18 protein-coding genes and 1 pseudogene are annotated in these 24,620 nt (G+C 62.6%); 4 read left to right on the plus strand and 15 right to left on the minus strand.

The features are described 5' to 3' along the window. The 5 genes and pseudogenes from HMPREF1546_RS14305 to HMPREF1546_RS14325 all read right to left on the minus strand — a co-directional run. Window positions 1–370: pseudogene (locus HMPREF1546_RS14305) on the minus strand (electron transfer flavoprotein subunit beta); the annotation flags it as partial. Window positions 371–388: 18 nt separating this feature from the next. After that, entirely contained in the window at window positions 389–1,528 is a 1,140-nt protein-coding gene (locus tag HMPREF1546_RS14310; protein WP_021748988.1) for an acyl-CoA dehydrogenase, read from the minus strand. Window positions 1,529–1,791: 263 nt separating this feature from the next. After that, window positions 1,792–3,270 (minus strand): 4-hydroxyphenylacetate 3-hydroxylase family protein, encoded by a 1,479-nt coding sequence (locus HMPREF1546_RS14315; protein WP_021748987.1) that lies wholly within the window; start codon window positions 3,268–3,270, stop codon window positions 1,792–1,794. A 241-nt stretch (window positions 3,271–3,511) separates the two neighbouring features. After that, window positions 3,512–5,068 (minus strand): acyl CoA:acetate/3-ketoacid CoA transferase, encoded by a 1,557-nt coding sequence (locus HMPREF1546_RS14320; RefSeq protein ID WP_021748986.1) that lies wholly within the window; start codon window positions 5,066–5,068, stop codon window positions 3,512–3,514. Window positions 5,069–5,123: 55 nt separating this feature from the next. Continuing rightward, window positions 5,124–5,924, minus strand: a complete 801-nt coding sequence (locus HMPREF1546_RS14325; RefSeq protein WP_021748985.1) for an enoyl-CoA hydratase-related protein — start codon at window positions 5,922–5,924, stop codon at window positions 5,124–5,126. 407 nt (window positions 5,925–6,331) lie between these two features. Here HMPREF1546_RS14325 and HMPREF1546_RS14330 point away from each other — a divergent pair, with 407 nt between their 5' ends. Together HMPREF1546_RS14330 and rpoN are read left to right on the plus strand one after the other, a co-directional pair. Next, on the plus strand, window positions 6,332–7,756 hold the full coding sequence (locus tag HMPREF1546_RS14330; RefSeq protein ID WP_021748983.1) for a sigma-54-dependent Fis family transcriptional regulator: 1,425 nt from the start codon (window positions 6,332–6,334) through the stop codon (window positions 7,754–7,756). 16 nt (window positions 7,757–7,772) lie between these two features. After that, window positions 7,773–9,104, plus strand: a complete 1,332-nt coding sequence (gene rpoN / locus HMPREF1546_RS14335; RefSeq protein WP_021748982.1) for an RNA polymerase factor sigma-54 — start codon at window positions 7,773–7,775, stop codon at window positions 9,102–9,104. An 84-nt stretch (window positions 9,105–9,188) separates the two neighbouring features. On the opposite strand, the gene HMPREF1546_RS14340 is transcribed toward rpoN, so the two are convergent. The 10 genes from HMPREF1546_RS14340 to ilvC form a co-directional block, all read right to left on the minus strand. After that, window positions 9,189–10,070, minus strand: coding sequence for a ribokinase (locus tag HMPREF1546_RS14340; RefSeq protein ID WP_036630108.1), 882 nt, complete (start codon window positions 10,068–10,070; stop codon window positions 9,189–9,191). A 14-nt stretch (window positions 10,071–10,084) separates the two neighbouring features. Next, entirely contained in the window at window positions 10,085–11,035 is a 951-nt protein-coding gene (locus HMPREF1546_RS14345; RefSeq protein ID WP_021748980.1) for a nucleoside hydrolase, read from the minus strand. Between the two features lie 16 nt (window positions 11,036–11,051). Beyond that, on the minus strand, window positions 11,052–12,209 hold the full coding sequence (locus HMPREF1546_RS14350; RefSeq protein ID WP_021748979.1) for a DUF4317 domain-containing protein: 1,158 nt from the start codon (window positions 12,207–12,209) through the stop codon (window positions 11,052–11,054). A gap of 171 nt (window positions 12,210–12,380) precedes the next feature. Then, window positions 12,381–13,391 carry an ABC transporter permease gene (locus HMPREF1546_RS14355; protein WP_021748978.1) on the minus strand — a complete coding sequence of 337 codons (1,011 nt, stop codon included), beginning with the start codon at window positions 13,389–13,391 and terminating at the stop codon, window positions 12,381–12,383. A 1-nt stretch (window position 13,392) separates the two neighbouring features. Continuing rightward, window positions 13,393–14,895: a sugar ABC transporter ATP-binding protein gene (locus tag HMPREF1546_RS14360; RefSeq protein WP_025545139.1), complete on the minus strand. Its 1,503-nt coding sequence runs from the start codon at window positions 14,893–14,895 to the stop codon at window positions 13,393–13,395. A gap of 137 nt (window positions 14,896–15,032) precedes the next feature. Beyond that, on the minus strand, window positions 15,033–16,043 hold the full coding sequence (locus HMPREF1546_RS14365; protein WP_021748976.1) for a sugar ABC transporter substrate-binding protein: 1,011 nt from the start codon (window positions 16,041–16,043) through the stop codon (window positions 15,033–15,035). Window positions 16,044–16,457: 414 nt separating this feature from the next. Then, window positions 16,458–17,054 carry a LysE family transporter gene (locus tag HMPREF1546_RS14370; RefSeq protein WP_021748974.1) on the minus strand — a complete coding sequence of 199 codons (597 nt, stop codon included), beginning with the start codon at window positions 17,052–17,054 and terminating at the stop codon, window positions 16,458–16,460. 45 nt (window positions 17,055–17,099) lie between these two features. After that, the gene (locus HMPREF1546_RS14375) at window positions 17,100–18,290 is read right to left on the minus strand and encodes an ATP-binding protein (protein ID WP_021748973.1); all 1,191 of its coding nucleotides are present in this window, start codon (window positions 18,288–18,290) and stop codon (window positions 17,100–17,102) included. Between the two features lie 26 nt (window positions 18,291–18,316). Beyond that, window positions 18,317–19,975 (minus strand): dihydroxy-acid dehydratase, encoded by a 1,659-nt coding sequence (gene ilvD / locus HMPREF1546_RS14380; protein ID WP_021748972.1) that lies wholly within the window; start codon window positions 19,973–19,975, stop codon window positions 18,317–18,319. A gap of 72 nt (window positions 19,976–20,047) precedes the next feature. After that, entirely contained in the window at window positions 20,048–21,067 is a 1,020-nt protein-coding gene (ilvC, locus tag HMPREF1546_RS14385) for a ketol-acid reductoisomerase (RefSeq protein ID WP_025544393.1), read from the minus strand. A gap of 798 nt (window positions 21,068–21,865) precedes the next feature. On the opposite strand from ilvC, the gene gdhA (HMPREF1546_RS14390) reads away from it, so the two are divergent. Continuing rightward, window positions 21,866–23,212 carry an NADP-specific glutamate dehydrogenase gene (gdhA, locus tag HMPREF1546_RS14390; RefSeq protein ID WP_036630105.1) on the plus strand — a complete coding sequence of 449 codons (1,347 nt, stop codon included), beginning with the start codon at window positions 21,866–21,868 and terminating at the stop codon, window positions 23,210–23,212. A gap of 13 nt (window positions 23,213–23,225) precedes the next feature. Then, window positions 23,226–24,572: an NADP-specific glutamate dehydrogenase gene (gdhA, locus tag HMPREF1546_RS14395; RefSeq protein WP_021748968.1), complete on the plus strand. Its 1,347-nt coding sequence runs from the start codon at window positions 23,226–23,228 to the stop codon at window positions 24,570–24,572. Window positions 24,573–24,620: the final 48 nt, after the last annotated feature.

Here is a 24,620-nt window from a genome sequence, read left to right on the forward strand (position 1 = left end):
CGATGGCCTGCCGGCCGCACATGACGATGTCGTCCTCCTCCACACCGATGGTGGAGATGGCGGCGGCCAGGATCTGGGAGGTGGCGTATGTATCGGAGCCGCCGAACTCGCGGGCGGATACCAGGACACCCTCGTCAGCGCCCATGGCCATCAGCTCCCGCAGCATGCCGGCTGCCGGGGGCGGACCCATGGTGACGACCATGACCTTGCAGCCGGTGGCGTCCTTCAGCTTCAGGGCAGCCTCCACGGCGTTCATGTCATCGGGGTTGGTGATGGTCTGCATGGAGGCACGGTTCAGGGTGCCATCCGGGTTCACCGCCACCTTGCCGGAGGTATCGGGGACCTGCTTGACGCAAACAATGATCTTCATAATTCGTTCTTCCTCCTCTTACAGGCCGATATTGCCGGAGATGACCACACGCTGGATTTCGCTGGTGCCCTCATAGATCTCGGTGATCTTGGCGTCGCGCATCATGCGCTCCAGGGGATAGTCCTTGGTGTAGCCGTAGCCGCCGAACATCTGCAGCGCCTTGGTGGTGGTCAGCATGGCGTGCTCAGAGCAGAACAGCTTGGCCATGGCCGCCTCCTTGGTGAAGCGCTTGCCCTCGCCCTTCAGCACGGCGGCCTGATAGGTCAGCAGGCGGCCCGCCTCAGAGCGCATCGCCATATCGGCGAAGGTGAACTGGGTGTTCTGGAACTTGCTGATGGGCTTGCCGAACTGGACACGGCCCTTGGTGTAGGCCATGGCCTCTTCCATGGCGCCCTCGGCGATGCCCAGAGCCTGGGCCGCGATGCCGATGCGGCCGCCGTCCAGGGTCTGCATGGCGATCTTGAAGCCCTTGCCCTCCTGGCCCAGCAGGTTCTCCTTGGGAACGATGCAGTCGGTGAACACGATCTCGGCGGTGGGGGAGCCGTGCAGGCCCATCTTCTCCTCGTGCTTGCCCACGGAGAAGCCGGGGAAGCTGCTCTCCACGATGAAGGCGGAGATGCCGCGGGTGCCCTTGGACTTGTCGGTCATGGCGAAGACCACGAACACGTCGGCCACGTAGCCGTTGGTGATGAAGATCTTGGAGCCGTTGAGGACATAGTGGTCGCCGTCCAGCTTGGCCTCGGTCTGGCCCTTGGCGGCGTCGGAACCGGCGTCGGATTCGGTCAGGCAGAAGGCGCCGACCTTGTGGCCCTTGGTCAGCATGGGCAGGTACTTGGCCTTCTGGGCCTCGGTGCCGTGGGTGATGATGGGATCGCAGCACAGGCCGTTGTGGGTGGCCACGATGTCGCCGGTGGAGGCGCACTGCTTGGACAGCTCCTCGATGCAGATGGCACTGGCCAGGGGGTCAGCGCCAGCGCCGCCATACTCCTTGGGGACGCACATGCCCATCACGCCCAGGTCGAACAGCTTCTCGATGTTCTCCCGGGGATACTGGCTGGTCTTGTCGGTCTCGGCAGCGATGGGCTTCACTTCATTCTCGGTGAATTCCGCCATCATCTTCCGGACCAGCTGGTGCTCACGGCTGAGATTGAAATCCATGATGTCTTCTCCTTATATTCAAATTTGGAAAACGCAACGATGTATGAAATATTCCGGCAGGTTTGCTTATGAAATTCTGTTTTGCACGAATTCACTTCGGGCAAAACACCTCTGCCCGCCGGGTCGACATGTTCGCTGTGCGAACGTGAGGGGGAAACCGGCGATGCGCCGCCAGCGGCAGAGCAAGCGAGCCGGTTTCGAGGCAGCGGCGCGCTTGGCGGCCCGTCAGGGGCCGGGGATCGCAATGCCGCAACAGTGGGACCTTAGTTCTGGATGCCGGCGATCTCCTTGGCCATCTGCTTCTTGGCCTGGAGGTTGCCCTGGCGGGCGATCATGATGCGCTGGGCCTGGGGAGAGCCCGCGCCGTGCATGGACTCTGTCCGGTAGCCAACGGCGGCCGCGCCCAGGCACAGGTTCTCGATGAACCGCAGGATCCGCTGACGGTCCTCTGTGCTCACACCCTCCCGGGTGGCGAAGAACTTGTTGCAGATCTCCCCGATGGTCTCGCCGTTCCGGCCCACCACCGTGTCGGAGTGGAAGTCCTTCTGGGACGGCATCGTCACCACCAGGCCGCCCGCGATGTCCTCTGCCAGGCGGACGATCTCATAGGGGAAGCGAGTCACATTCTGCTTGCACACGTTGGCCAGCAGCAGGTCGATCTGATAGTTGCCCGCCTTCGTCCGGAAGCCCTGAGAGGAGCATGCGATGCCGCAGCAGTACAGCGTCTCGTTCAGGTGGATCATCTCGATCAGCTTGTCCTTCACCGCGCTGGCCTTCTCCACGCCGTTGTACTCCGCTGCCAGCGCCGCAGCACCGATCAGCGTGTCGCCCACGCCCACCTTGCAGCCGCCGTAGCTCTGCCGGTGGTAGCCCGCGAACCGCTCCACCATCATGCCGGCGAACTCATACTCGCCGTTGAGGAAGATGTACTCGTTGGGGATGAACACGTGGTCCAGCACCACCAGGGCCTCCTGGCCGCCGAACTTCGCGTTGCCCACGTCGATGGACGCGTCCTCCTCCAGCTTCCGGGTATCGCAGCTCTGCCGGCCGTAGATCATGTACATGCCCTCGGCGTCTGTCGGGCAGGCGAAGCTCACCGCCCAGTCCTTGTCCGCCTCGCCCATGGAGATGGTGGGCATGAAGATGTGCCAGTGGCTGTTGATGGAGCCGGTCTGGTGGCACTTGGCGCCGCAGACCACGATGCCGTCAGCGCGGCGCTCCACCACATGCACGTACATGTCCGGGTCCGCCTGCTGGCTGGGGGCCTTGGACCGGTCGCCCTTGGGGTCGGTCATGGCGCCGTCCACCGTCAGGTCGTTGTCCTGGACGAAGGTCAGGAACTTCTTGAAGTTTTCGTGATAGCGGGTGCCGTACTTCTCGTCGATCTCATAGGTGGTGGAGAACACGGCGTTGAACGCATCCATACCCACACACCGCTGGAAGCAGGAAGCGGTCTTCTGGCCCAGCAGGCGCTGCATCTTCACCTTGTTGATGAGGTCCTCCGTGGACTGGTGCAGGTGGGTGAAGCGGTTGATGGTGTGGCCCGTCAGGCTGGACTTCACCGTCATCAGGTCGGCATACTGGGGGTCCTGGGCCAGAGCGTAGGTCATGGCCACGCAGTTGATGGACGGGCGGATCATGGGGTGGTCCACCCAGTTCTCAATCTTCTCCCCGAACATATACACCCGGGTATTCAGTTTGCGCAGGCTCTCTACATACTCCTGTGCGGTCATCAATGCCATTTCTTTTTTTCCTCCTCAAAAAAATGGGGGTCTTTTACATTTCAATGTGTTCCAGGTGAGCTTCGCCTGCCCGGAACTCCATGGCCCGCGCCACTGGGCGCGGCTCCCTCGCCGTGTGAGGGAGAGGGGGAACCCGGCTCGCTTGATCCGCCGCTGGCGGCGCTTCGCCGGTTTCGAGGCAGCGGCGCGATTTGCGGCCCGGTCAGGGCTGGAAATCGCATTGCTGCGACGGTGGAAATTCTCAGGCTTCCGCCAGTCCCATCAGCTCATCTTTGAAGATGCGCTCGTCCATAAGCTTCAGGTCCTCAGCGATCTTCGGCATGAACTCCATCTGATCCAGCACCTGGGTCTGGAGGTCGATGCCCGGCGCGATCTCGATCAGAGTCACGCCCTCGGGCCGCAGCTCGAACACAGCCCGCTCGGTGATGTACAGAACAGGCTGCTTCACCTGCACGGCATACTTGCCGGAGAAGGTGATGTGCTCCACCTGGTTGACGAACTTCTTCTTGGCGCCCTCCTGGACGATCACCAGCTTGCCGTCCTCGCAGGCAGTCTTCAGGCCCTTGGCGGTGAAGGTGCCGCAATAGACCACCTTCTTGGCATTCTGCGTAATGTCGATGAAGCCGCCGGCGCCAGCCAGACGGGTGCCGAACTTGGACACGTTCAGGTCGCCGTTGGGTGCCGTCTCCGCCAGGCCCAGGAAGGCCACATCCAGGCCGCCGCCCTGGTAGAAGTCAAACTGGACGTTGTGGGGGATGATGGCCATGGAGTTGGCTGCGGCGCCGAACTGGGTGCCGCCCATGGGCACGCCGGCGATGGAGCCGGCCTCCACGGTCAGGGTCATCTTGTCGGAGATGCCCTCCTCCGCCGCCACGTTGGCAATTTTTTCCGGCGCGCCGGTGCCCAGGTTCACAATGGCATCCTGGGGCAGCTCCATGGCGGCCCGGCGGGCGATGATCTTCTTGGCGTCCAGCGGGATGGGTGGGATGGCGTCCACGGGAATGCGGAACTCGCCGGTCAGGCTGCCGTCATAGGGCATTCCCAGGCACTGCTCGTTATCCTCAATGGATCCTACCACAATAGAATCCACATAGATACCGGGAATTGCCACCAGTTTCGGATCCAGGCTGCCGCCTTGGACGATTTTTTCCACCTGGACGATGACCCGGCCGCCGGAGTTCTTGCAGGCCTGAGCCATGGCGGTGACGTCGATGGGGCCGATCTCCCGGTGAACGGTGCAGTTGCCGTACTCGTCGGCGTAGCTGGCACGCAGGAACACCACATTGATGGGGAACGCCTTGTAGAGCAACCGCTCCTGGCCCTCGATCTCGACGACCTTCACCAGGTCCTCCTTGGTGACATCGTTGAGTTTGCCGCCGCCGTTGCGGGGGTCGGCAAAGGTGTACAGGCCCACGTGGGTGATGGTGCCGATGTTGTGGGCCGCGATGTCCCGGTACATGTGGGAGATGACGCCCTGGGGCAGGTTATACGCCTCGATCTTGTTGCTCAGGGCCAGATCGCCCAGCTTGGGGGCCCGGTCCCAGTGGCCGCCGATGACCCGCTTGACCATGCCCTCGTGGCCGTAGTGGTCGCCGCCGGTGCCGTCCCGGTGGCCCTGGCCTGCCGCGAAGAACAGCGTCAGATCTCTGGGATGGCCCGTCTCCAGGAACCGCTTCTCCAATGCCTTGGACAGCGCCTCAGGGCAGGCGCAGCTGACAAAGCCGCCGGTGGCGATGGTATCGCCGTCGTTCACCAGCAGCGCCGCCTCCTCGGCGGTAAGCACGCGAACTTTTTTCATGCCTGACTTCCCTCTTTATATGTAATGAAATGGACGGCCTCTTGCCGGTCTGCGCTCACTTGTTCTGGAAGTGCTTCTCCTTGCGCTTCTCCAGGAAGGCGCCCATGCCCTCCTTCTGGTCCTCGGTGGCAAAGCACATGGCGAACAGCTCGTTCTCCAGGGCGATGCCGTTGTCGATGTCCATCTGCATCCCGCGGTCGATGCAAGCCTTGGAATACTTCACAGCGATGGGGGCGTTGGCGGTGAAGGACTTGGCCATCTCCACAGCCTTGTTCAGCAGCTCCTCGGCGGCATAGACCTCATTCACCAGGCCGATGCGCTTGGCCTCCTCAGCACCGATCTGCTTGCCGGAGAAGATCAACTCCTTGGCCTTGGCCACGCCCACACGGCGGGGCAGACGCTGGGTGCCGGAGAAGCCGGGGGTGATGCCCAGGCCCACCTCGGGCTGGCCGAACTTGGCGCCGCCCTTGCCCTCAGCGTTGGGGCCGGCGGCCAGAATGATGTCGCAGGACATGGCCAGCTCACAGCCGCCGCCCAGAGCGAAGCCGTTCACTGCGGCGATGGTGGGGATCTCCAGCTTCTCGATCCGGCGGAACAGGGCGCTGCCCCGCTGGCCCCACTTGCGGCCGGCGGCCACGTCCATGGTGCTCTGCTCGCCGATGTCGGCGCCGGCCACGAAGGAGCGGCCCTCGCCGGTGATGATGAAGGCGCCCAGCTCGGCATCCTTCTCCACCTCGCTGATGAGCTGTTCCAGCTCAGAGATCACGGTGGAGTTCAGCGCATTCAGCGCCTCGGGGCGGTTGATGGTGGCGATCCCGATATTGCCGTTCTTTTCATAGCGAATGGTCTGATACATATTGGAATGTCCTCCTTAATCATATTTTGCTCAGCAAACTGTTGGAGAGTAATCATCCAACAATTTAGTTATAGCAAAAATCATGCCATTTTTCCAGGTGTAATTCTCTCATTTTCGGTTCGTTTTTTTGTGTAGGTTGCTAAAATCCAAGTGGTAAATCGCTTGGTTTTCCCGGTGCCGTCAGCCGTTTCCATACGGGATTATTCATTTTTGAATAACAAATTTATCAGTGTCTTCCAGCATTTTCCGCAGTTTGTTTGTGAAATACAGCAGTCTGTCTGTCGAATTTTCGTGAAATTTCACGAGCCAAAAATATTTCCCGCCTCTTCCTATTCATTTTTGAATATGCTATACTCATTTTTGAATAGAGCAACCGGCATTCAGTCCGGCACAGGAGGTCTGCGCCTATGGCGATTCCGTCTTTTTCTGCTTTCCACGACGAGGGGATCAATCTGGAGGGACTTCTGGAGATCCTCAGCCCGGAAAACAACTTGGTCCTGGCGGACGACATGATGGTCTCGGACGGCAACGGCATCATTCTGCGGGTCAGCGAGACCTATGAGAAAAACTTCGGTTTTGCCCATGACTCCATCGTTGGCAAGTCCGCCTTTGATCTGGAGGCGGACGGCACCTTCACCCCCTGCATTACGGCGGAGGTCATCCGGCGGCGGAAGAAGATCAGCGCCACACAGACCATCAACCACACCCACAAAAACGTGATGACCGTGGGCATTCCCCTGTTTGACGCCAACGGGGAGCTGAAATACGCCGTCTGCTTCAACACCGTGTCCATGGAGCAGATCAACTCCATCCAACGGAACTACCGCCGGATGCAGGATTCCCTGCAGCACTACTCCCAGGAGATCGCGGAACTGCGGACCCGGGCCACCTCCACCAATCTGCTGTTCAAAAGCGCCCCCATGCAGCGGCTGTGGACGCTGATGCAGAACACTGCCAACACCCGGGCCAACATTCTCATCACCGGAGAGACCGGCGTGGGTAAAAGCGCCATCGCCAAGGCCATTCACAAGATGAGCAACCGTGCAAACGGGCCCTTTATCGAGGTAAACTGCGCGGTGCTCCATGAAAATCTCATTGAGTCAGAGCTGTTCGGCTATGAGAAGGGCGCCTTCACCGGGGCCTCCTCCTCCGGCAAGATCGGCAAGATCGAGCTGGCCAACCACGGCACGCTGTTCCTGGATGAGATCGGCGAGCTGCCCGCCCATATCCAGTCCAAGCTCCTGCAGCTGATTCAGGAGAAGACCATTGAGCGCCTCTCCGGCACCCAGAAGATCGAGCTGGACTTCCGGCTGATCGTTGCCACCAACCGCAATCTGGAGGAGGCGGTGCAGCTCGGTCTGTTCCGGTCCGATCTCTTCTACCGGCTGAACGTCATCCGCATCCACATCCCCCCCCTGCGGCAGCGGAAGGAGGACATCGTCCCCATGGCCCACCAGTTCCTGGCCCGCTTCTGCGGGGAGTACAACAAGTCCCTCACCTGCAGCCCCCGCTTTCTGGCTTTTCTGGAGCAGTACGATTGGCCCGGCAACGTGCGCCAGCTGGAGAACCTGATGGAGCGGCTGGTAATCACTGCCCAGGACCCCATTCTGGACATTCCTGCCCTGCCGCTGGAGTACACCGCCGACGCGTCGGCCCCTGCGGAGCTGCTTCCCGGCGGCACGCTGGCGGAGCGGATGGACGCCTACGAGGCCCAAATCATCCGGGATTCCTACCAGCGGTGCGGCACCACAGTGGCCGTGGCCCGGGAGCTGGGCATCTCCCAGGCCACAGCAGCCCGCAAGATTGCCAAATACGTGACCGCCCGGGCGTGAGAGGAGGTTCCGGTCCATGAGTTTGATCCATCTCAGCACAGAGCTTCGGCAGGAGCTGAAGCTCACCCCCCAGCTCCTGCAGTCCATGGAGCTTCTGCAGATGAACTCCCAGGAGCTGCTGGACTATCTGAACCAGGTCAGCGAAGAAAACCCTCTGGTGGAGCAGACTGATCTGTCCTCCCTCCACAAAGCCTATGAGGCCCTGCGGCAGAAGGTCCACTGGATCAATGGCGGCCTGCCGGAGGACGGCCACGGCGCCATGCCGGACCGGGGCGCCGCGGACCGGGAGACGGAGAGCCTCTCCGCCTTCCTTTGCGACCAGCTGGAGCGCCGGCGCCTGCCCAAGCCCCTGCTGGCCCTGACCCGGTATCTGGCAGAGCTGGTGGACGAGGAGGGCCGCCTCAGCCAGGAGGACCTGGACGGCGTGGCAGAGCTGAAGATCCCCCAGGCCCTGACTCAGCAGGCGCTGGAGACCCTCCAGAGCCTGGACCCCGCCGGCGTGGGCGCCCGGTCCCTGTCGGAGTGCCTGCTGCTGCAGCTGGCCCGGCAGGATGCTCCCTCCCCCCTGGATATGGAGATCGTCCGCCGCTTCCTGCCGGACTTGGGCAAGAAGCATTACAGCCTCATTGCCCGGGAACTCCATACCACGCCAGAGGAGGTCCGGGCGGCGGAAAAGCGGATCTCTGCCCTGGATCCCTGCCCCGGCCGCTCCTTCCAGCCGGCGGAGCCCACACTCTATGTCCGGCCGGATCTGTTCATCGCGGAACTAGACGGAAAGCTCCAGGTGATCCTGAACGAATACTACCTTCCCCGGGTGTCCATCAGCCAGTACTATGTGCGGCTTCTGAAGGAATCCGACGAGCCGGAGACCCGGGCCTATCTCCAGCAAAAGATGCAGCAGGCCAAGTGGCTGCTGAACAGCCTGGAGCGCCGGGGCAGCACCCTCCGCCAGTGCGCGGAGGCGATCCTGGAGACCCAGCGGGCCTTTTTTGCCGGCCAGACCACAGAGCTGGTCCCCATGACCATGGTGACACTGGCGGAGCGACTCCACCTCCATCCCTCCACCGTCTCCCGGGCCACTCGGGAGAAATACCTCCAGTGCCGGCAGGGGACGTACCCCCTCCGCTATTTCTTCAGCCGCGCTCTGGGGGAGCAGGGTCCCTCCCAGCAGACGGTGAAGCTGCGGCTGCTGGAGCTGATCCGGCAGGAGGACCACAGTCGCCCGCTCAGTGACCAGAAGCTGGCGGAGCTGCTGGCGGAGCAGGGCATCCGCATCGCCCGCCGCACGGTGGCCAAGTATCGGACGGAGCTCCGCCTGGGCTCCGCCGCCGCCCGAAAGCGGGACTGAGGGCCTACTGGCCCGCAGAGGCCCGCAGGATAGAAACGGAAGCCCCGGACGGAGTTTCGTCCGGGGCTTCCGTGTTTTTCCGATTTACAGGGTCCGCAGGACCTCTTCATATCCCGGCACCGCATCCGCCGCGCCGGGCCGGGACACCGCCAGGGCGCTGGCCGCCGCGGCCAGGGACAGTGCCTCTTCCAGTGTGCCGCCCTCCAGCGCCCGGCGCAGGAAGTAGCCGGTGAAGGTGTCTCCCGCCGCAGTGGTGTCCACCACCGCCGTTTTTCGGGCTGGGCCCCAGGCCCGCCAGCCCCCTCGCGCTGCAGCAGCGCCCTGTTCTCCCAAGGTCAGCACCACAGTGGTCTCCGGGTACCGCGCCGCCAGCGTGTCCAGAATCGCCTCCGGCGCCTCCGTTCCCGCCAGAAAGGCGCCCTCCACCTCGTTCACCAACAGCCAGGACAGCGCCTCCAGCGGCAGGCCCACCAGCTTCTCATTGGCGGGAGCCGCGTTCATGGCCGTCCGCATCCCCCGGCGGGCCGCCTGGTGGATGATTTCCTCCACGCAGCTGGTCTCATTCTGCAGCAGCACCGTGTCCCCGGCTGAGAACTGATCCAGCACCGCCGTCACAAAGTCCGGGGTCAGGCGGCCGTTGGCCCCGTCGTGGAGCAGGATGCTGTTCTGGCCGGTGCTGTCCACCTGGATGATGGCGTGGCCGGTACTGCCTGCGGACTCCTCCACAAACCGGGTGTGGACGCCTGCCCGGTCCAGCGTCTCCTTCAGAAAATGCCCCTCCGGCCCGATGAGGCCCGCGTGCCAGGTCTCCACCCCGGCCCGAGCCAGAGCCACGGACTGGTTCAGCCCCTTGCCGCCGCACTGGATCTGCAGGGACTGGGCGCTCATGGTCTCTCCGGGCTGGACGAAGTGGTCCACCCGGTAGACGTAGTCGATATTCAGGGACCCGAAGTTGACAACGCGCATGTCCTTCTCCTCCCTCATGCCATAAAGGTGGTGAGCAGCTCTTCCAGGGCCCGGCGGCTGTCCACATCCACGCAGATGGAGACGCCGGGAGCCTCGATGGGATGCTCCCGCAGATCCGCCACCACCATGCCCCGGCAGAAGCTGCCGCCGCACTCCACCCGGGCGGGGATGGTCCGCACCGTCACCACACTGGGATCCACCGCCGCCAGCATGGCCAGCGGGTCGTGGACCGGGCAGTGGTCCAGACAGTTGTTTTGCAGTCGGTTGAACCGGAAGTAGAAGGGCAGTGCCTGCTTCAGATAGTCCACAATGGGCCGGTTCTCCGGCGCGGCGTACTTGTCCAGGATCGCCACATGGTCCGTGGTCAGCCGCACCTTCTGGGTCACATCCAGCCCCACCATAGTCAGGTCAAAGCCCGCCTGGAACACCCGGTCCGCCGCCTCCGGGTCCCCTGCGATGTTGGCCTCCGCTACCGGGGACACGTTTCCCGGCGCGTGGAACGTGCCGCCCATGAACACCACCCGTTTCAACAGCCGGGGCAGATCCGGCTCTATCTCCAGAGCCTTTGCCAGATTCGTCATTCGGGCCAGCGTCACCAAGGTCAGCTCGCCGGGGTGCTCCCGGGCCATTCGGGCGATGAACGCCCAGGCCGGTTCCTCCAGCGGCTGCTGGGGCGAAGGCGGCAGCTCCACCCCGCCGATGCCGTTGGGCCCGTGGATGTGGGGATCCGGCCCCTTCCAGTTCCCCGCCAGCGGCTCCGTGGCTCCAACCGCCACCGGCACCTCATAAGGCACACCGGCCAGTCGGATCAGCCGCAGACTGTTTTCCGCCGCCTGCCGGGCTGTGGTGTTGCCGAAGCCGGTGGTGACGCCCATCACCCGGACGTCCGGCCGCTTCAGGGCAAACAGAATGGCGATGGAATCATCAATGCCGGTGTCGGCGTCGATCAGGATCTGCTTCAGCATATTCCTTCCTCCCTGTTTATGTAGTCTCTCCGCCGTCTTTGGCGGCGGCAATCCGGACCCCCAGACCGTTGACCTCCACACTCTCGTCCGCCGGGACCAGCAGGTAGCGCCGTCCGTCGATGATCCGGGCCTCCACCAGATAGCTCCGCTCCGGGTCCACCTGGATAGTGGCGTCGGCGGTCTTGACCGCGAAGTGCTTGGCGTCGATCAGGTTGGCCGGGGTCAGCGCCCCCTCGCCAAAGGACTGGCCGCAGGCGGTTTGGAACGCCTCCACCCGCTCCTCCGGCACGCCGCAGTTCCGCAGCACGCCGCTCACCTCGCCTGCGGTGACAGCCAGCGGCTCCGGGTCCCGGCTCTCCTTGTGTTCCTGGATCCGCTGGCGCAGGTAGTCGTGGACAGACTGCACCACCTCCATGCTGCACGCCCCCTCCAGAGTGCCGCACAGGGCGGACTGAAAGGTCTCCCGCTGCTCGGCGGCGGACATGGGCGGCTCTGTGCGGAACACTGCGTCAATGAACTCCTGATGGAGCTCGTCCGGCTTCCGGCTGTAAAACAGGGCGTTGTAAAGGTTGGCCGTCCGGTCATCAAAGGCCGGGAACAAAAAGCCAAGCTCCGGCTGGCCCACGATCTGCTTCTCCATAGAGATGTGGAACTCGTTCTCCCCATGGAAGTATCCCAGCTCCGGCGTCCCATCCTTCACCGGGCAGACGCAGCAGACGAAGTAGCGGAACACCTCTTCGCAGGCATCCCGGTCCACCTCGCCGTCCTTGCCCCGGTGGGGCACATCATAGGCGTCGGCCCCCAGCAGGATCAGATAGTTGTTCTCCCCCATGTCCAGGGAGCCGATGACCTGCTGGTAAAAGGCATCCCGGGCCTCCGCGTCCTTCAGCTCGGACGTCCGCAGGGCGGAGAGCAGGCGGTGCTCCTCGCTGTCCGCCACCTGCTGGGTGGAAAACACGATGTCAATCAGGTTCCGGCCCAGGGTGCCGGACAGGGCCTTTTTCAGCAGGCCCAGGTATTTTTCCGCCTCCTCCTGGGGCATGAGGCCCAGGGACTGGTCGATATAGGCGATGATCTCGCGGCTGCTGTTCACATAGCAGCCGTAAACACGGCTGATGGCGCTCTTCTCCGGCCGGAACCGGCGGCGCAGCTCACCCAGCTCTCTTTGGTTCATGGGGGACACCTCGCTCGTTCAAATTGATCCCAGCGGGACTGCAGTCCTGCCGGGTCTCTATCTTAGCACATCTCCGCCGTCTTGTCACGCCGAAAGGGGCGGACAGGAAAAACGGCGGGAACCGCAGTCCCCGCCGTTTCACGTTTCAAATGCGCTCCAAAGGATGTCCGCTTACTGGGCAGCCATCTTCCGGGCCCTGGCCTCAGCCTTGTTCCGGAACACGTCGATGGTGACCGCCAGAATGATGACGGCGCCGATGACGATGTACTGAATGTCGTTGGAGGCGCCCATCAGGTTCAGGCCGTTGCGGATGACCGCCATCAGCAGGGCGCCGATCAGGGTGCCCCAGATGGTGCCCTTGCCGCCGGTGAAGGAGGCGCCGCCGATGATGCAGGCCGCGATGGCATCAGTATCATAGGTGGAGCCGGCATTGCCGTTGGCAGAAGCCAGACGACCCACGGACACCACGCCCGCCATGCCGGCCATGAAGCCGGACAGGGAGTAGACGAAGGTCAGCACGTTCTTGGAGGGGATACCGGAGAGGCGCGCCGCCTCGGGGTTGCCGCCCACGCAGTAGATCTGGCGGCCCAGGGCGGACCGGGTCAGGAACACGTGGAAGATGCCGAACACGATCAGCACCAGGATGAAGCTGAAGGGGATGCCGGGGAAGGTCTCGGTCTTGAAAAGGGAGCCGCCGCCGATCCACATCAGGTTGTCCACGCCGGTGTTGGTAAAGGCAATGGATTTCGACCCTGTAATCACCAGGGCCAGGCCCCACAGCACGTTCTTCATGCCCAAGGTGGACACGAAGGGATGGGGCAGGTCCAAACGGGTCAGCAGAATGCCGTTGACAAAGCCGGCAAACGTGCTCACCGCCAGGCCGGCGATGATCAGCAGCGGCATGCTGGTGATGCCGAAGTTCTGGACCAGCACGCCGATGGTGCAGGTGCACAGCACGCAGTTGGAACCCACGGACAGGTCGATGCCGGCGGTGATCAGGGCGCACAGCATGCCGGAGGCGATCAGGCAGTTGATGGAAGCCTGCTTGAAGATGTTCATGATATTGCTGATCCGCGGGAACTTATCGGGCATCATCACGCAGAAAATGAGAACCAGCAGCGCCAGCGCCATCAGGGTGCCGAGCTTTTGCAAAAGCTCTTTTCCGGAATTCTTCTTTTTCATATCAGTCTAATTCTCCTCCCCAGGCCGCTTTCATGATATCCTCAGAGTTGAAGTGCGGGGTATCACGGTCGATATTGGCCATGACCCGGCCGCCCCGCATGACCACCACGTGGTCACTCATGGCCAGGATCTCCGGAAGCTCGGAGGAGACCATGATCACACACTTGCCGGCCTTGACCAGGTCATTCATGACATGGTAGACCTCGATCTTGGCGCCCACGTCGATGCCGCGGGTGGGCTCGTCGAAAATGAAGATGTCCGCGTCGGTGTTGACCCACTTGCCGATAACCACCTTCTGCTGGTTGCCGCCGGAGAGCTGGGCCGTCACCTCGTCCAGGGACGGAGTCTTGATCCGCAGGGACTCCACATTGTCCTGGCCGGACTTCTCAATCTTCCCCTTGTTCAGGAAGGGGCCGTTGGAGAAGCCCTTCATATTGGCCAGAATGAGGTTGGTCCGCACGTCCAGGGACAGCACCAGACCCTGGCCCTTGCGGTCCTCGGTCAGGAAGGCAATCTTCTTCTTGATGGCGTCCTTGGGCGTCCGGATATGTACCTTCTCCCCCTTGACGTAGATCTCGCCGCTGTCCAACCTGTCGGCGCCGAAGATGGCCCGCATGGTCTCCGTCCGCCCGGCGCCCACCAGGCCGGCAAAGCCGGTGATCTGGCCGCCGTAGGCCTTGAAGCTCACGTCATGGAGGACGCCGGCCTCGTTGAGGTTCCTGGCCTCCAGCCACACGTCGCCCTTGACGCCGAACTCCTTGGGATACAGGTTGTCCAGCGTCCGGCCCACCATGGCGTTGATCAGGGAGTCCTCCGTCATGTCACCGATGTCCTGGGTGACGATATGTTCGCCGTCCCGCATGACGGTGACCCGGTCGCAGAGCTCGAACAGCTCTTCCAATTTATGAGAGACGAACAGGATGGCCACGCCCTTGGCCTTCAGGCCCCGGACCGTCTCCATCAGCTGGTTGATCTCCTCCTTGCCCAGGGAGGAAGTCGGCTCGTCCATGATAATCAGCTTGGCGTCCAGCGACACAGCCTTGGCGATCTCCACCATCTGCTGCTGGCCGGTACCCAGCTTGCCGCATTCCATTTTAACATCAATTTCGGGATGGCCCAGCGTGGTCAGGGCCTGCTTGGCTTCCTCGTACATTCTGGGGTAGTCCAGAAGGCCGTTTTTCTTGACGGCGCGTCCCATGAAAACGTTATCCGTGACAGACAGCTGCTTGACGATGTTCAGCTCCTGGTATACGCAGGCAATGCCCGCCTCGCGGGACTGGACGGGGTTGTGGAAGACGACCTTCTGGCCGTCCACGTAGATCTCCCCCTCCTCAGGAGTGTGAACGCCGGTGAGCACCTTAATCAAGGTGGACTTGCCGGCGCCATTTTCGCCGATCAGGCCGTGGATCTCTCCCGGCCGGATGCCAATAGACATATTTTTCAATGCGACGACACCAGGAAAACGTTTGGTAATGTTCTTCAACTCGACAACATACTCGCTCATGGGATTACCTCGTTTCTGTTTCCTGATTTCAGCGGTCCCCGCCGCCCGCGGGGAGGTGCGGAACGGGAATATGGCGGCAGGACCACTGCCGCCATATTCCATTCATTCAGATGTGAGATCTGAGGGGCACAGGCTGATCAGCCCTGCATGGCAGCCAGGCTATCCAGGTACTCCTGGCCGTTCTCAGCGGTGACCACGGTGACGGGAGCGTTGATGACCTCTTCCACGGTCTCGCCCTTGATGGCCTTCAGCGCGGCCTCCACAGCCTGGTAGCCCATCTCATAGGGCTGCTGGGCAACGGTGGCCTTCACCATCTCGCCGGCCAGGATCAGATCCACGGCGGAGGCGTTGCCGTCGAAGCCGACGATAATCATGTCGTCCACGCCGGCGGACTTGCAGGCGTTCATGGCGCCGATAGCGGTATCGTCATTGTGGCAGAGCACGATGTCGATCTGGTCGGGATAAGCGTTCAGCAGGTCCTCCATGGTCTTGGTGGCGCCGTCGGTGGTGTTCTGGCCGGACAGAGCGTCCAGAACGGTGACGCCGGCCTCGTCGCAGGCGGCCTGATAGCCCTCGCGGCGCATATTGGAGGTGTTGTCGCCCTCCTGGCCATAGATGATGACGGCGTTGGCGCCCTCACCGGCCTGTTCAGCGGCCCACAGGCCGCCTTCCTTCGCGGCGTCCACGTTGGAGGTGCCCACGAAGCTGGTCTGACCCTCAATGCCCACATTGGTATCGACGGACAGAACGGGGATGCTGCCGATGGCGCTGGCAAGCGCACCGGAAGCGGCGCCGGCGTCATTGGGAGCGACGATGATGGCATCGCAGCCCGCGCCGATCTGCTGCTCAATCATAGAAACCTGCTGCTCGATCTCGCTCTCAGCGCCGGGGCCCACCACGTTGACGGTAACGCCCAGGTCAACGGCAGCGGCATCGCAGCCGGCCTTCACATAGCCCCAGTACTCGGAGGCCAGGGTCTTCAGGACCACAGCGATCTCCACATCGCTGGCAGTGGCGGTATCGCCGCCGTTCTCCTCGGTAGCAGTGTCATCGGTGCTGGTGTCTTCGTTGGCGGTATCTCCGCCGCCGCAGGCCACCAGAGACAGGGACATCACCAGTGCGAGGAGAAGTGCAAAAAACTTTTTCATCTTACTTCTTTTCTCCTTCTTAATTGGTTTCCTCTCACATTCAGGCAGAAATGGATCTGAACTGCGGGAGTAAGAAGATTTTAACATGGTGTGCTTATACAGTCAACGTGTTAACGTAAAAAACAGCTATTATTACAATTTTGCGGAACTTTTTTGCACAATATGCAGAAAATTTTTTATCAGCTAATCATTTACTTGACAGCGTCGGCTTTTTATCAGGCGCCCGGCGGCGTCCAGTTTGCGCAAATTTTTCGCAAATCTGCCGCACAGCCTCTCTATCCCCCAAAAACCGCTCCCCTGGGTGTCGCCGCAGGAGCGCCCGTCCTACATTATATAATATAAGGAGGTGCGGACATGCCTGTTCCGCACAAAAAACGCCCTCCCGGCTTGGGAGGGCGTTCGGACCATGTATTCTCAGACGGAGATGATTTTCCAGGCGCACCAGAGCAGGAGCAGCGCCATAACGGCGTTGACAAATTTGTAATACCGGCTGTACAGCGGGTACAGCAGCGCGCCCAGCGTGGCCCAGATCAGGTTTCCGGTGGCGGCGCAGGCAGCCATGATGACAGAGAAGCACAGCACGGCTGGCACCGTATACCCATGGGGCAGGATGTAACCGGAATAGGCGGCGATCCCCAGCATCAGGATGTGGACGTTCAGGAATTGCAGCAGGAAGCCGTTCACATAGGACAGCGGCTTGCCGGAGGGGCCGTCCTCCTTCTTGGCGCCGGGGCTGCGCATCAGCGTGCGGTAGGCCAGATAGAGGATATAGGCCGCGCCCACATACTTGGCCACGGGGACAATCTGCGGCACCAGCTCTCCCAGCCAGGCACAGCCGAAGCCGCACAGCAGCATAACGGTGATCAATCCCGCCCAGATCCCAAAAATCAGCGGCCAGCACTTCCGGATGCCGTACCGGCTGGTGCTGCTGAACAGCAGAATGTTGTTGGGCCCCGGGGAAAAGGTGGTTGCACAGGCATACGCCGCCAGTTGTAAATAGACTGCTGTCATGGGAACTGCCCCTTTCTCTTTATCAGATACTGTCCCGCCGCGGCGTCAGCTGAAGACGCCGGCCTTGCACAGCTCGATGAACTGCTTGGCCACCCGGGCGCTGCGTCCGCCGGAGCGGACCGCGAATGCCTCACTGCGGACCGCCAGCTGTCTGGGGTCCAGCTCCACCCCGTACTGCTTGGCCAGCTCCTCCACAATGTGGAGATACCGCTCCCGGTCGGGGCTGCCGAAGGTGATGGTCAGCCCAAACCGGGCGGACAGGCTCATCAGCTCCTGGCGGGTGTCGCTCTCGTGGATGTCGTCGCCCTCCCGGTCGGTGAGGGTCTCCTTAATCAGGTGGCGGCGGTTGCTGGTGGCGTAGACGGCGATGTTGCCGGCCCGGCCGCCCACGCTGCCCTCCAGGATCGCCTTGAGGGCGGCGAAGTTGTCGTCATTGGCGGTGAAGCTCAGATCATCGATGAAGAGGATGAACTTCAGCGGATTGGACGCCAGGGCGTCCATCAGGTCCGGGATCTGATAGAGCTGGTTCTTCTTGACCTCCACCAGCCGCAGCCCCTGGTCCGCGAAGGCGTTGGCGATGGCCTTGATGGCGCTGGACTTGCCGGTGCCCGCGTCACCATACAGCAGCACGTTGTTGGCGGGCTTTCCCTCCAGCAGGGCCCGGGTGTTGGCGATGACCTTCTCCCGCTCCCGCTCATAGCCAGGCAGCTCCTCCAGCCTCTGGGGATCCGGGTGCTTCACCGGCGCCAGTTGCCCCTCCTCCACCGTGAACACGTGGTACCGGGCGAAGATGCCGTAGCCCTTCACCCCCACCTCCTCCATCCGGCGGAGGTATTCCCGGGTGATATCGGTGGGAGACACGACCCAGCCCACCAGAAATTCCGGGGGCTCCCGCAGACTCGCCGTCAGGTCCTCCAGCTGCAGCTGGGAGAGCTGGTCGAAGAAGGCCAGCTCCCGCCGCAGGCTTTCCTGAAGGACGGAGCTCCTGCCCACCGCCTGCCCCCGGATGCAGACGTTCTCGCTCTCCAGCACCGCCTCCCGCAGATAGCAGGACCAGCTGTCACTGGACTGGAAGAGGGCGGCTTCAAATCCGGCGCAGGCGGCGGAGAAATCGCCGCTGTCCCCCCGCACCCGGGCGGAGAGCATCTCGCCGCAGGCGGCCACCACCGGGTCCTGCAGCAGCCGGCGGAACACCACAAGGCCCGTCAGCCGCCGGTACATCTCTTGTACGTGCATGTTGCATTCCTCCCGATCTCAGGCGTTCAGCGGAGGACCGCGCCCTCGTCGGCGCTGGTGACCATCCGGGCGTAACGGCCCAGCCAGCCGGTGGTGATGTTGGGGGCAGGCTGGACATAGGCGGCCTTCCGGGCGGCCAGCTCTTCCTCAGATACCTGCAACATGATGGAGGCATTGGGAATGTCGATGGCGATGGCGTCGCCCTCCTGCACCAGGCCAATGGGACCGCCGGAAGCGGCCTCCGGGCTGACGTGGCCGATGGACGCGCCCCGGCTGGCGCCGGAGAACCGGCCGTCGGTGATAAGGGCCACGGTTTTGTCCAGACCCATACCCGCGAGAGCGGAGGTGGGATTCAGCATCTCCCGCATACCAGGGCCGCCCTTGGGGCCCTCGTACCGGATCACCACCACGTCGCCGGGGACGATCTTACCGGCGTAGATGGCGGCGATGGCGTCCTCCTCGCTGTCAAACACCCGGGCGGGACCGGTGTGGGTCAGCATCTCCGGGGCCACGGCGCTGCGCTTCACCACGCAGCCGTGGGGGGCCAGATTGCCCCAGAGGATCTGCAGTCCGCCGGTGGGGGAGTAGGGATCCTCGATGGGCCGGATGGCGTTGTGGTTGAGGTTCTGGACCCCCTGAATGTTCTCGCCCACGGTCTTGCCGGTGACGGTCAGGCAGTCCAGATCCAGAAGGCCGCGCTTGGCCAGCTCCGCCTGGACAGCAGGGATGCCGCCGGCCGCGTACAGGTCCGGCATGTGGGTGGGGCCCGCCGGGGCCAGGTGGCACAGGTTGGGGGTCTTCTCGCTGATCTCGTTGAACAGGGCCAGGTCCACCGGGCAGCCCGCCTCCTGGGCGATGGCCAGCAGGTGCAGCACCGTGTTGGTGGAGCAGCCCAGGGCCATGTCGCAGGTCAGGGCGTTGCGGATGCTGCGGGCGTTGATGATGTCCCGTGCGCAGATGTTCCGGCGGACCATCTCCATGATGGCGGCGCCGGCCCGGCGGCCCAGCTGCAGCCGCTTGCTGTACACCGCGGGGATGGTGCCGTTGCCCGGCAGGCCGATGCCGATGGCCTCGCACAGGCAGTTCATGGAGTTGGCGGTGTACATGCCGGAGCAGCTGCCGCAGCCGGGACAGCAGTTCTGGGTGCAGTCCTCCAGCTGCTCGGCGGAGATCATGCCTGCCTTGTAGGAGCCCACAGCCTCGAACATCTTGGAGAGGCTGACCTCCTGGCCGTCGTAGGTGCCGGCCAGCATGGGGCCGCCGCTGCACACCACGGCGGGCACGTTCATCCGCACCGCCGCCATCACCATGCCGGGGACGATCTTGTCACAGTTAGGCACCAGCACACAGCCGTCAAACTGGTGAGCCATGAACATGGTCTCCACACTGTCGCAGATCAGCTCCCGGCTGGCCAGGGAGTACTTCATGCCCACATGGCCCATGGCGATGCCGTCGCACACGCCGATGGCGGGCACCATGAAGGGGGTACCGCCGGCGGCCTCGATGCCGCTTTTTACCGCGTCGGTCAGCTTGTCCAAATTCATGTGTCCGGGAACGATGTCGCTGTGGGCGCTGACCACAGCGATCAGGGGCTTCTCCAGGTCCTCCGGCGTGTAGCCCAGGGCGTAGAAAAGGCTCCGGTTGGGTGCCCGCTCGGCGCCCTTGGTCACATTATCACTGCGCATAGGTCTTGCTTTCCTCCTTTTTCTACCCGGCCCGGAGGTGTTCCCGCCTCCGGGCCGGTGCCTTGGGTCCTCTTACTTTTTCAGCCAGCTCATCATGCTGCGCAGCTGGGCGCCCACCTTCTCGATGGGGTGCTCGGCCGCCATGCGGCGCATGGCCAGGAAGTGGGTCTTGCGGCCTCCGTTGGGGTTCATCTCCGCCAGGAATTCGGAGGCGAAGGTACCGTCCTGGATCTCCTTGAGGATCTGCCGCATCTCCTTGCGGGTGTCCTCGGTAATCAGGCGGCTGCGGGTGCGGTAGTCGCCGTACTCAGCGGTGTTGGAGATGGAGTAGCTCATCTTGCCGAAGCCGCCCTCGTTGATGAGGTCGATGATGAGCTTCATCTCGTGGCAGGTCTCGAAGTAGGCCATCTCCGGCTCGTAGCCGGCCTCCACCAGGGTCTCGAAGCCGGCCTGGATCAAGCCGCAGACGCCGCCGCATAGAACGGCCTGCTCGCCGAACAGGTCGGTCTCGGTCTCCTCCTTGAAGGTGGTCTCCAGGATGCCGGCGCGGCCGGCGCCGATGCCGGAGGCATAGGCCAGAGCCACTTCTTTGGCCTTGCCGGTGAAGTTCTGCTCCACGCAGATCAGGCTGGGCACGCCCTTGCCCTCCAGGTACTGGCTGCGGACCGTGTGGCCGGGGCCCTTGGGAGCCACCATGATCACGTCCACGTTGGCGGGGGGCACGATGGTCTTGAAGTGGATATTGAATCCGTGGGCGAAGGCCAGGGTCTTGCCCTCGGTCATGTACGGGGCGATCTGCTTGTTGTAGATGTCGGCGCACAGCTCGTCAGGCACCAGCATCATCACGATGTCGCCGGCCTTGGCGGCCTCCTCCACTTCCATCACGCGGAAATTGGGACAGGTGGCGGCGAACTCCTCCGCCTTGGCCCAGTGGGAGGAGCCCTTCCGCAGGCCCACCACCACGTTGACACCGCTCTCGGCCAGGTTCTCAGAATGGGCATGGCCCTGAGAGCCGAAGCCGATCACGGCCACGGTCTTGCCGTCCAGCAGGCCCAGGTTGCAGTCAGTGTCGTAATACTTTTTGATTGCCATGTTCGTGTTCTCCTTTTCTGTTTCTTGACGATGTGGGTGGGAATGGTTTTGCCGATGGGCCCTGAACAGAACGGCCGAAGTGAAAGAAAAAAGCCTTTGCCTCTTGCAAGCAAGAGGCAAAGGCTTTTGAAACACCTTCGCGGTACCACTCTTGTTAACGGTGGAAGATCCTTCCGCCGCCATCTCAGCAGGCCCCAACAGGCCCTGCACGGTAACGGGTGCGCCCGGCACTGCCTATCAGAGAGTTCTCTTTCAGCAGGCTACTCCAGGATGATTTCACCAGATCCGACGCTTGTTGCCTTGCACCAACCGGCAATTCTCTGAAAGCGGAGCGAAGCGGGCTACTTGTTCCCTTCATCATATTTTTGGTATGCAAAGACGGTAACACACTGTTCCGCCCCCTGTCAAGAGAAACTTGCGCTCAACTTCCCCGCTCCCGCAAAGTTTTATTGGTTTGACCAATTCCATCCCTTTTCAAACGCGAAACCTTATGTATTTTCCCCACGATTTTCCGCCAAGCCTGTACAGGGATCGGCCAGACCAGCCCAAAGCTCTGTGCTTAGGGTTCCTCTTTTTATTAAATGGAAATATTTTCTAAATATTTTTGATTTCAAAGGAGAAGTGCCAGAAAGTCTCATAACAGGCGTTTAAAACTTGAGAAATCCGCCGAACATGTTCTTGCGCGGACAAAAGTCGTTGACGCAAAGACGCGCCCAGTATTACAATGTGGTCGATACAAACACGGACGGAGGCCGCGGCGCGGTCATCCGCCAAGTCTGGTTTTTGGAGGGATTCACCATGAGCATTCAGAACGAGTATCTAAGCGGCCTGATGGAGCGCGTGGTCCGGCGGAATCCGGCAGAGCCGGAATTTCACCAGGCGGTCCAGGAGGTTCTGACCTCCCTGGTCCCGGTGGTGGAGGCGAAGCCGGAGTATATCAAAGAGGGCGTCATGGACTGCCTGGTAGAGCCGGAGCGGATCATCAAGTTCCGGGTGCCCTGGGAGGATGACCAGGGCAACATCCACGTGAACCGGGGCTTCCGGGTGCAGTTCAACAGCGCCATCGGCCCCTACAAAGGCGGCTTACGGTTCCACCCCTCCGTGTACGAGGGCATCATCAAGTTTCTGGGCTTTGAGCAGATCTTCAAGAACAGCCTGACCGGCCTGCCCATCGGCGGCGGCAAGGGCGGCAGCGACTTCGACCCCAAGGGCAAGTCCGACGCGGAGGTCATGCGCTTCTGCCAGAGCTTCATGACCGAGCTCTTCAAGTATATCGGGCCGGACACCGACGTGCCCGCCGGCGATATCGGCGTGGGTGCCCGGGAGATCGGTTATCTCTTCGGCCAGTACAAGCGGCTGCGCAACGAGTTCACCGGCGTCCTCACCGGCAAGGGCCTCAGCTACGGCGGCTCTCTGGCCCGAACCGAGGCCACCGGCTATGGTCTGTGCTACTTTGCCGACAATATGCTCAAGGACGCGGGCCGCAGCTTTGAGGGCGCCAAGGTAGCCATCTCCGGCTCCGGCAATGTGGCCATCTACGCCTGCGAAAAGGCCACGGCCCTGGGCGCCAAGGTGGTCACCATGTCCGACTCCAACGGCTTTGTCCACGACCCCAACGGCATCGACCTGGCGCTGGTGAAGCAGCTGAAGGAGGTGGAGCGCAAGCGCATCCGGGAGTATGTGACCGTCCGCCCGGAAGCGGAGTACCACGAGGGCTGCTCCGGCGTGTGGCAGGTGCCCTGTGACATCGCCCTGCCCTGCGCCACCCAGAACGAGCTGGATCTGTCCGCTGCCAAAGCCCTGATCCAGAACGGCTGCTTCGCCGTGGCCGAGGGTGCCAACATGCCCTGCACTCCCGACGCGGTGGAAGCCCTGCAGGCTGCCGGTCTCCTCTTTGCCCCCGCCAAGGCCGCCAACGCCGGCGGCGTGGCCACCTCCGCCCTGGAGATGAGCCAGAATTCCATGCGCATGTCCTGGTCCTTCGAGGAGGTGGACAGCCATCTGAAGGACATTATGACCAACCTTTATCACAACGCCGCGGGCGCCGCCGCCCAGTACGGCAAGCCCGGCGACCTGGTGGCCGGCGCCAACATCGCCGGCTTCCTGAAAGTGGCTGACGCCATGCTGGCCTACGGTTTGGTCTAAGGAGGGCATCAGCATGAGCGACTATGTTTCCCGCGTGTCCGCCGACCTCCAGCAGCGGTACGCCGGCCAGCCGGAGTATCTCCAGGCCGTTCTCACCTGGCTGGAGATGATTGCCCCGGCCCTGGAGGACAATCCCATCTATGAGCGGGTGGACCTGCTGACCCGAATGGTGGAGCCGGATCGAATGCTGACCTTCACTGTGCCCTGGATGGACGATCAGGGCATGGCCCACACCAACCACGGCTACCGGGTGCAGTTCAACAGCGCCATCGGCCCCTACAAGGGTGGGTTGCGGTTCCATCCCTCCGTCAACCCCTCTATCGTGAAGTTCCTGGGCTTTGAGCAGACCTACAAAAACGCCCTGACGGGGCTGCCTATCGGCGGCGCCGCCGGCGGCGCGGATTTTGATCCCCGGGGCAAGAGCAGCCGGGAGATCATGCGCTTCTGCCAGAGCTTCATGACAGCCCTGTACCGTCTGATCGGCGCAGACACCGACATCCCCGCCGGTGACATCGGTGTGGGCTCCCGGGAGATCGGCTATCTCTATGGCCAGTACAAGCGGCTCACCGGAAAGGCGGAGAGCAGCGCTCTTACCGGCAAGGGCCTGACCTACGGCGGCAGCGTCATCCGCCAGGAGGCCGCCGGCTTCGGCACTGTTTACTTCTTGGCCCGGATGCTGGAACACCAGGGCGAGACCCTGGAGGGCAAGCGCCTGGCCGTCTCCGGCTTCGGCAACATGTCCTGGGGCGTGTGCCGCAAGAGCGCGGAGCTGGGCGGCAAGGTGGTCACCCTCTCCGGGCCGGACGGCTATGTCTACGATCCCGACGGCGTCTGCACCCAGGAGAAGTTCGATTTCATGCTGTCCATGCGCGCCGGCGGCGCCGACAAGGTGGAGCCTTACGCCGACCGCTTCGGCGTGGAGTTCTTCCCCGGCAAAAGGCCCTGGGAAGTGCCGGTGGACATCGTGATCCCCTGCGCCACCCAGAATGAGCTGGACGTGGAGGATGCCGTGATGATTGTGGCCAACAACGTCCGCTACTATGTGGAGGCGGCCAATATGCCCGCCACCGCCGAGGCCCTGCGCCTCCTGCGGCTGAGTCCCAAGATCCTCACCGCAGGCTCCAAGGCCTCCGGATCCGGCGGCGTGGTGGTTTCCGCCCTGGAGATGGTCCAGAACAGCCTGCGGTACAGCTGGACCCGCCAGGAGGTGGACAGCCGCCTGAAGCAGATCATGGGCGGCATCTATGATGCCTCCGCCGCGGCGGCGGAGGAGTACGGTCTGGGATACGACCTGATTGCCGGTAATGACATCGCCGCTTTCAAGAAGATCTCCACGGCCATGATCGCCCAGGGACTGTGATTCTCCCCCTCTTCAAAACACACAAAGCGGCCGCCCTTCCGGGCGGCC

Source organism: Oscillibacter sp. KLE 1745 (assembly GCF_000469445.2).
GTDB classification, from domain to species: domain Bacteria; phylum Bacillota; class Clostridia; order Oscillospirales; family Oscillospiraceae; genus Oscillibacter; species Oscillibacter welbionis.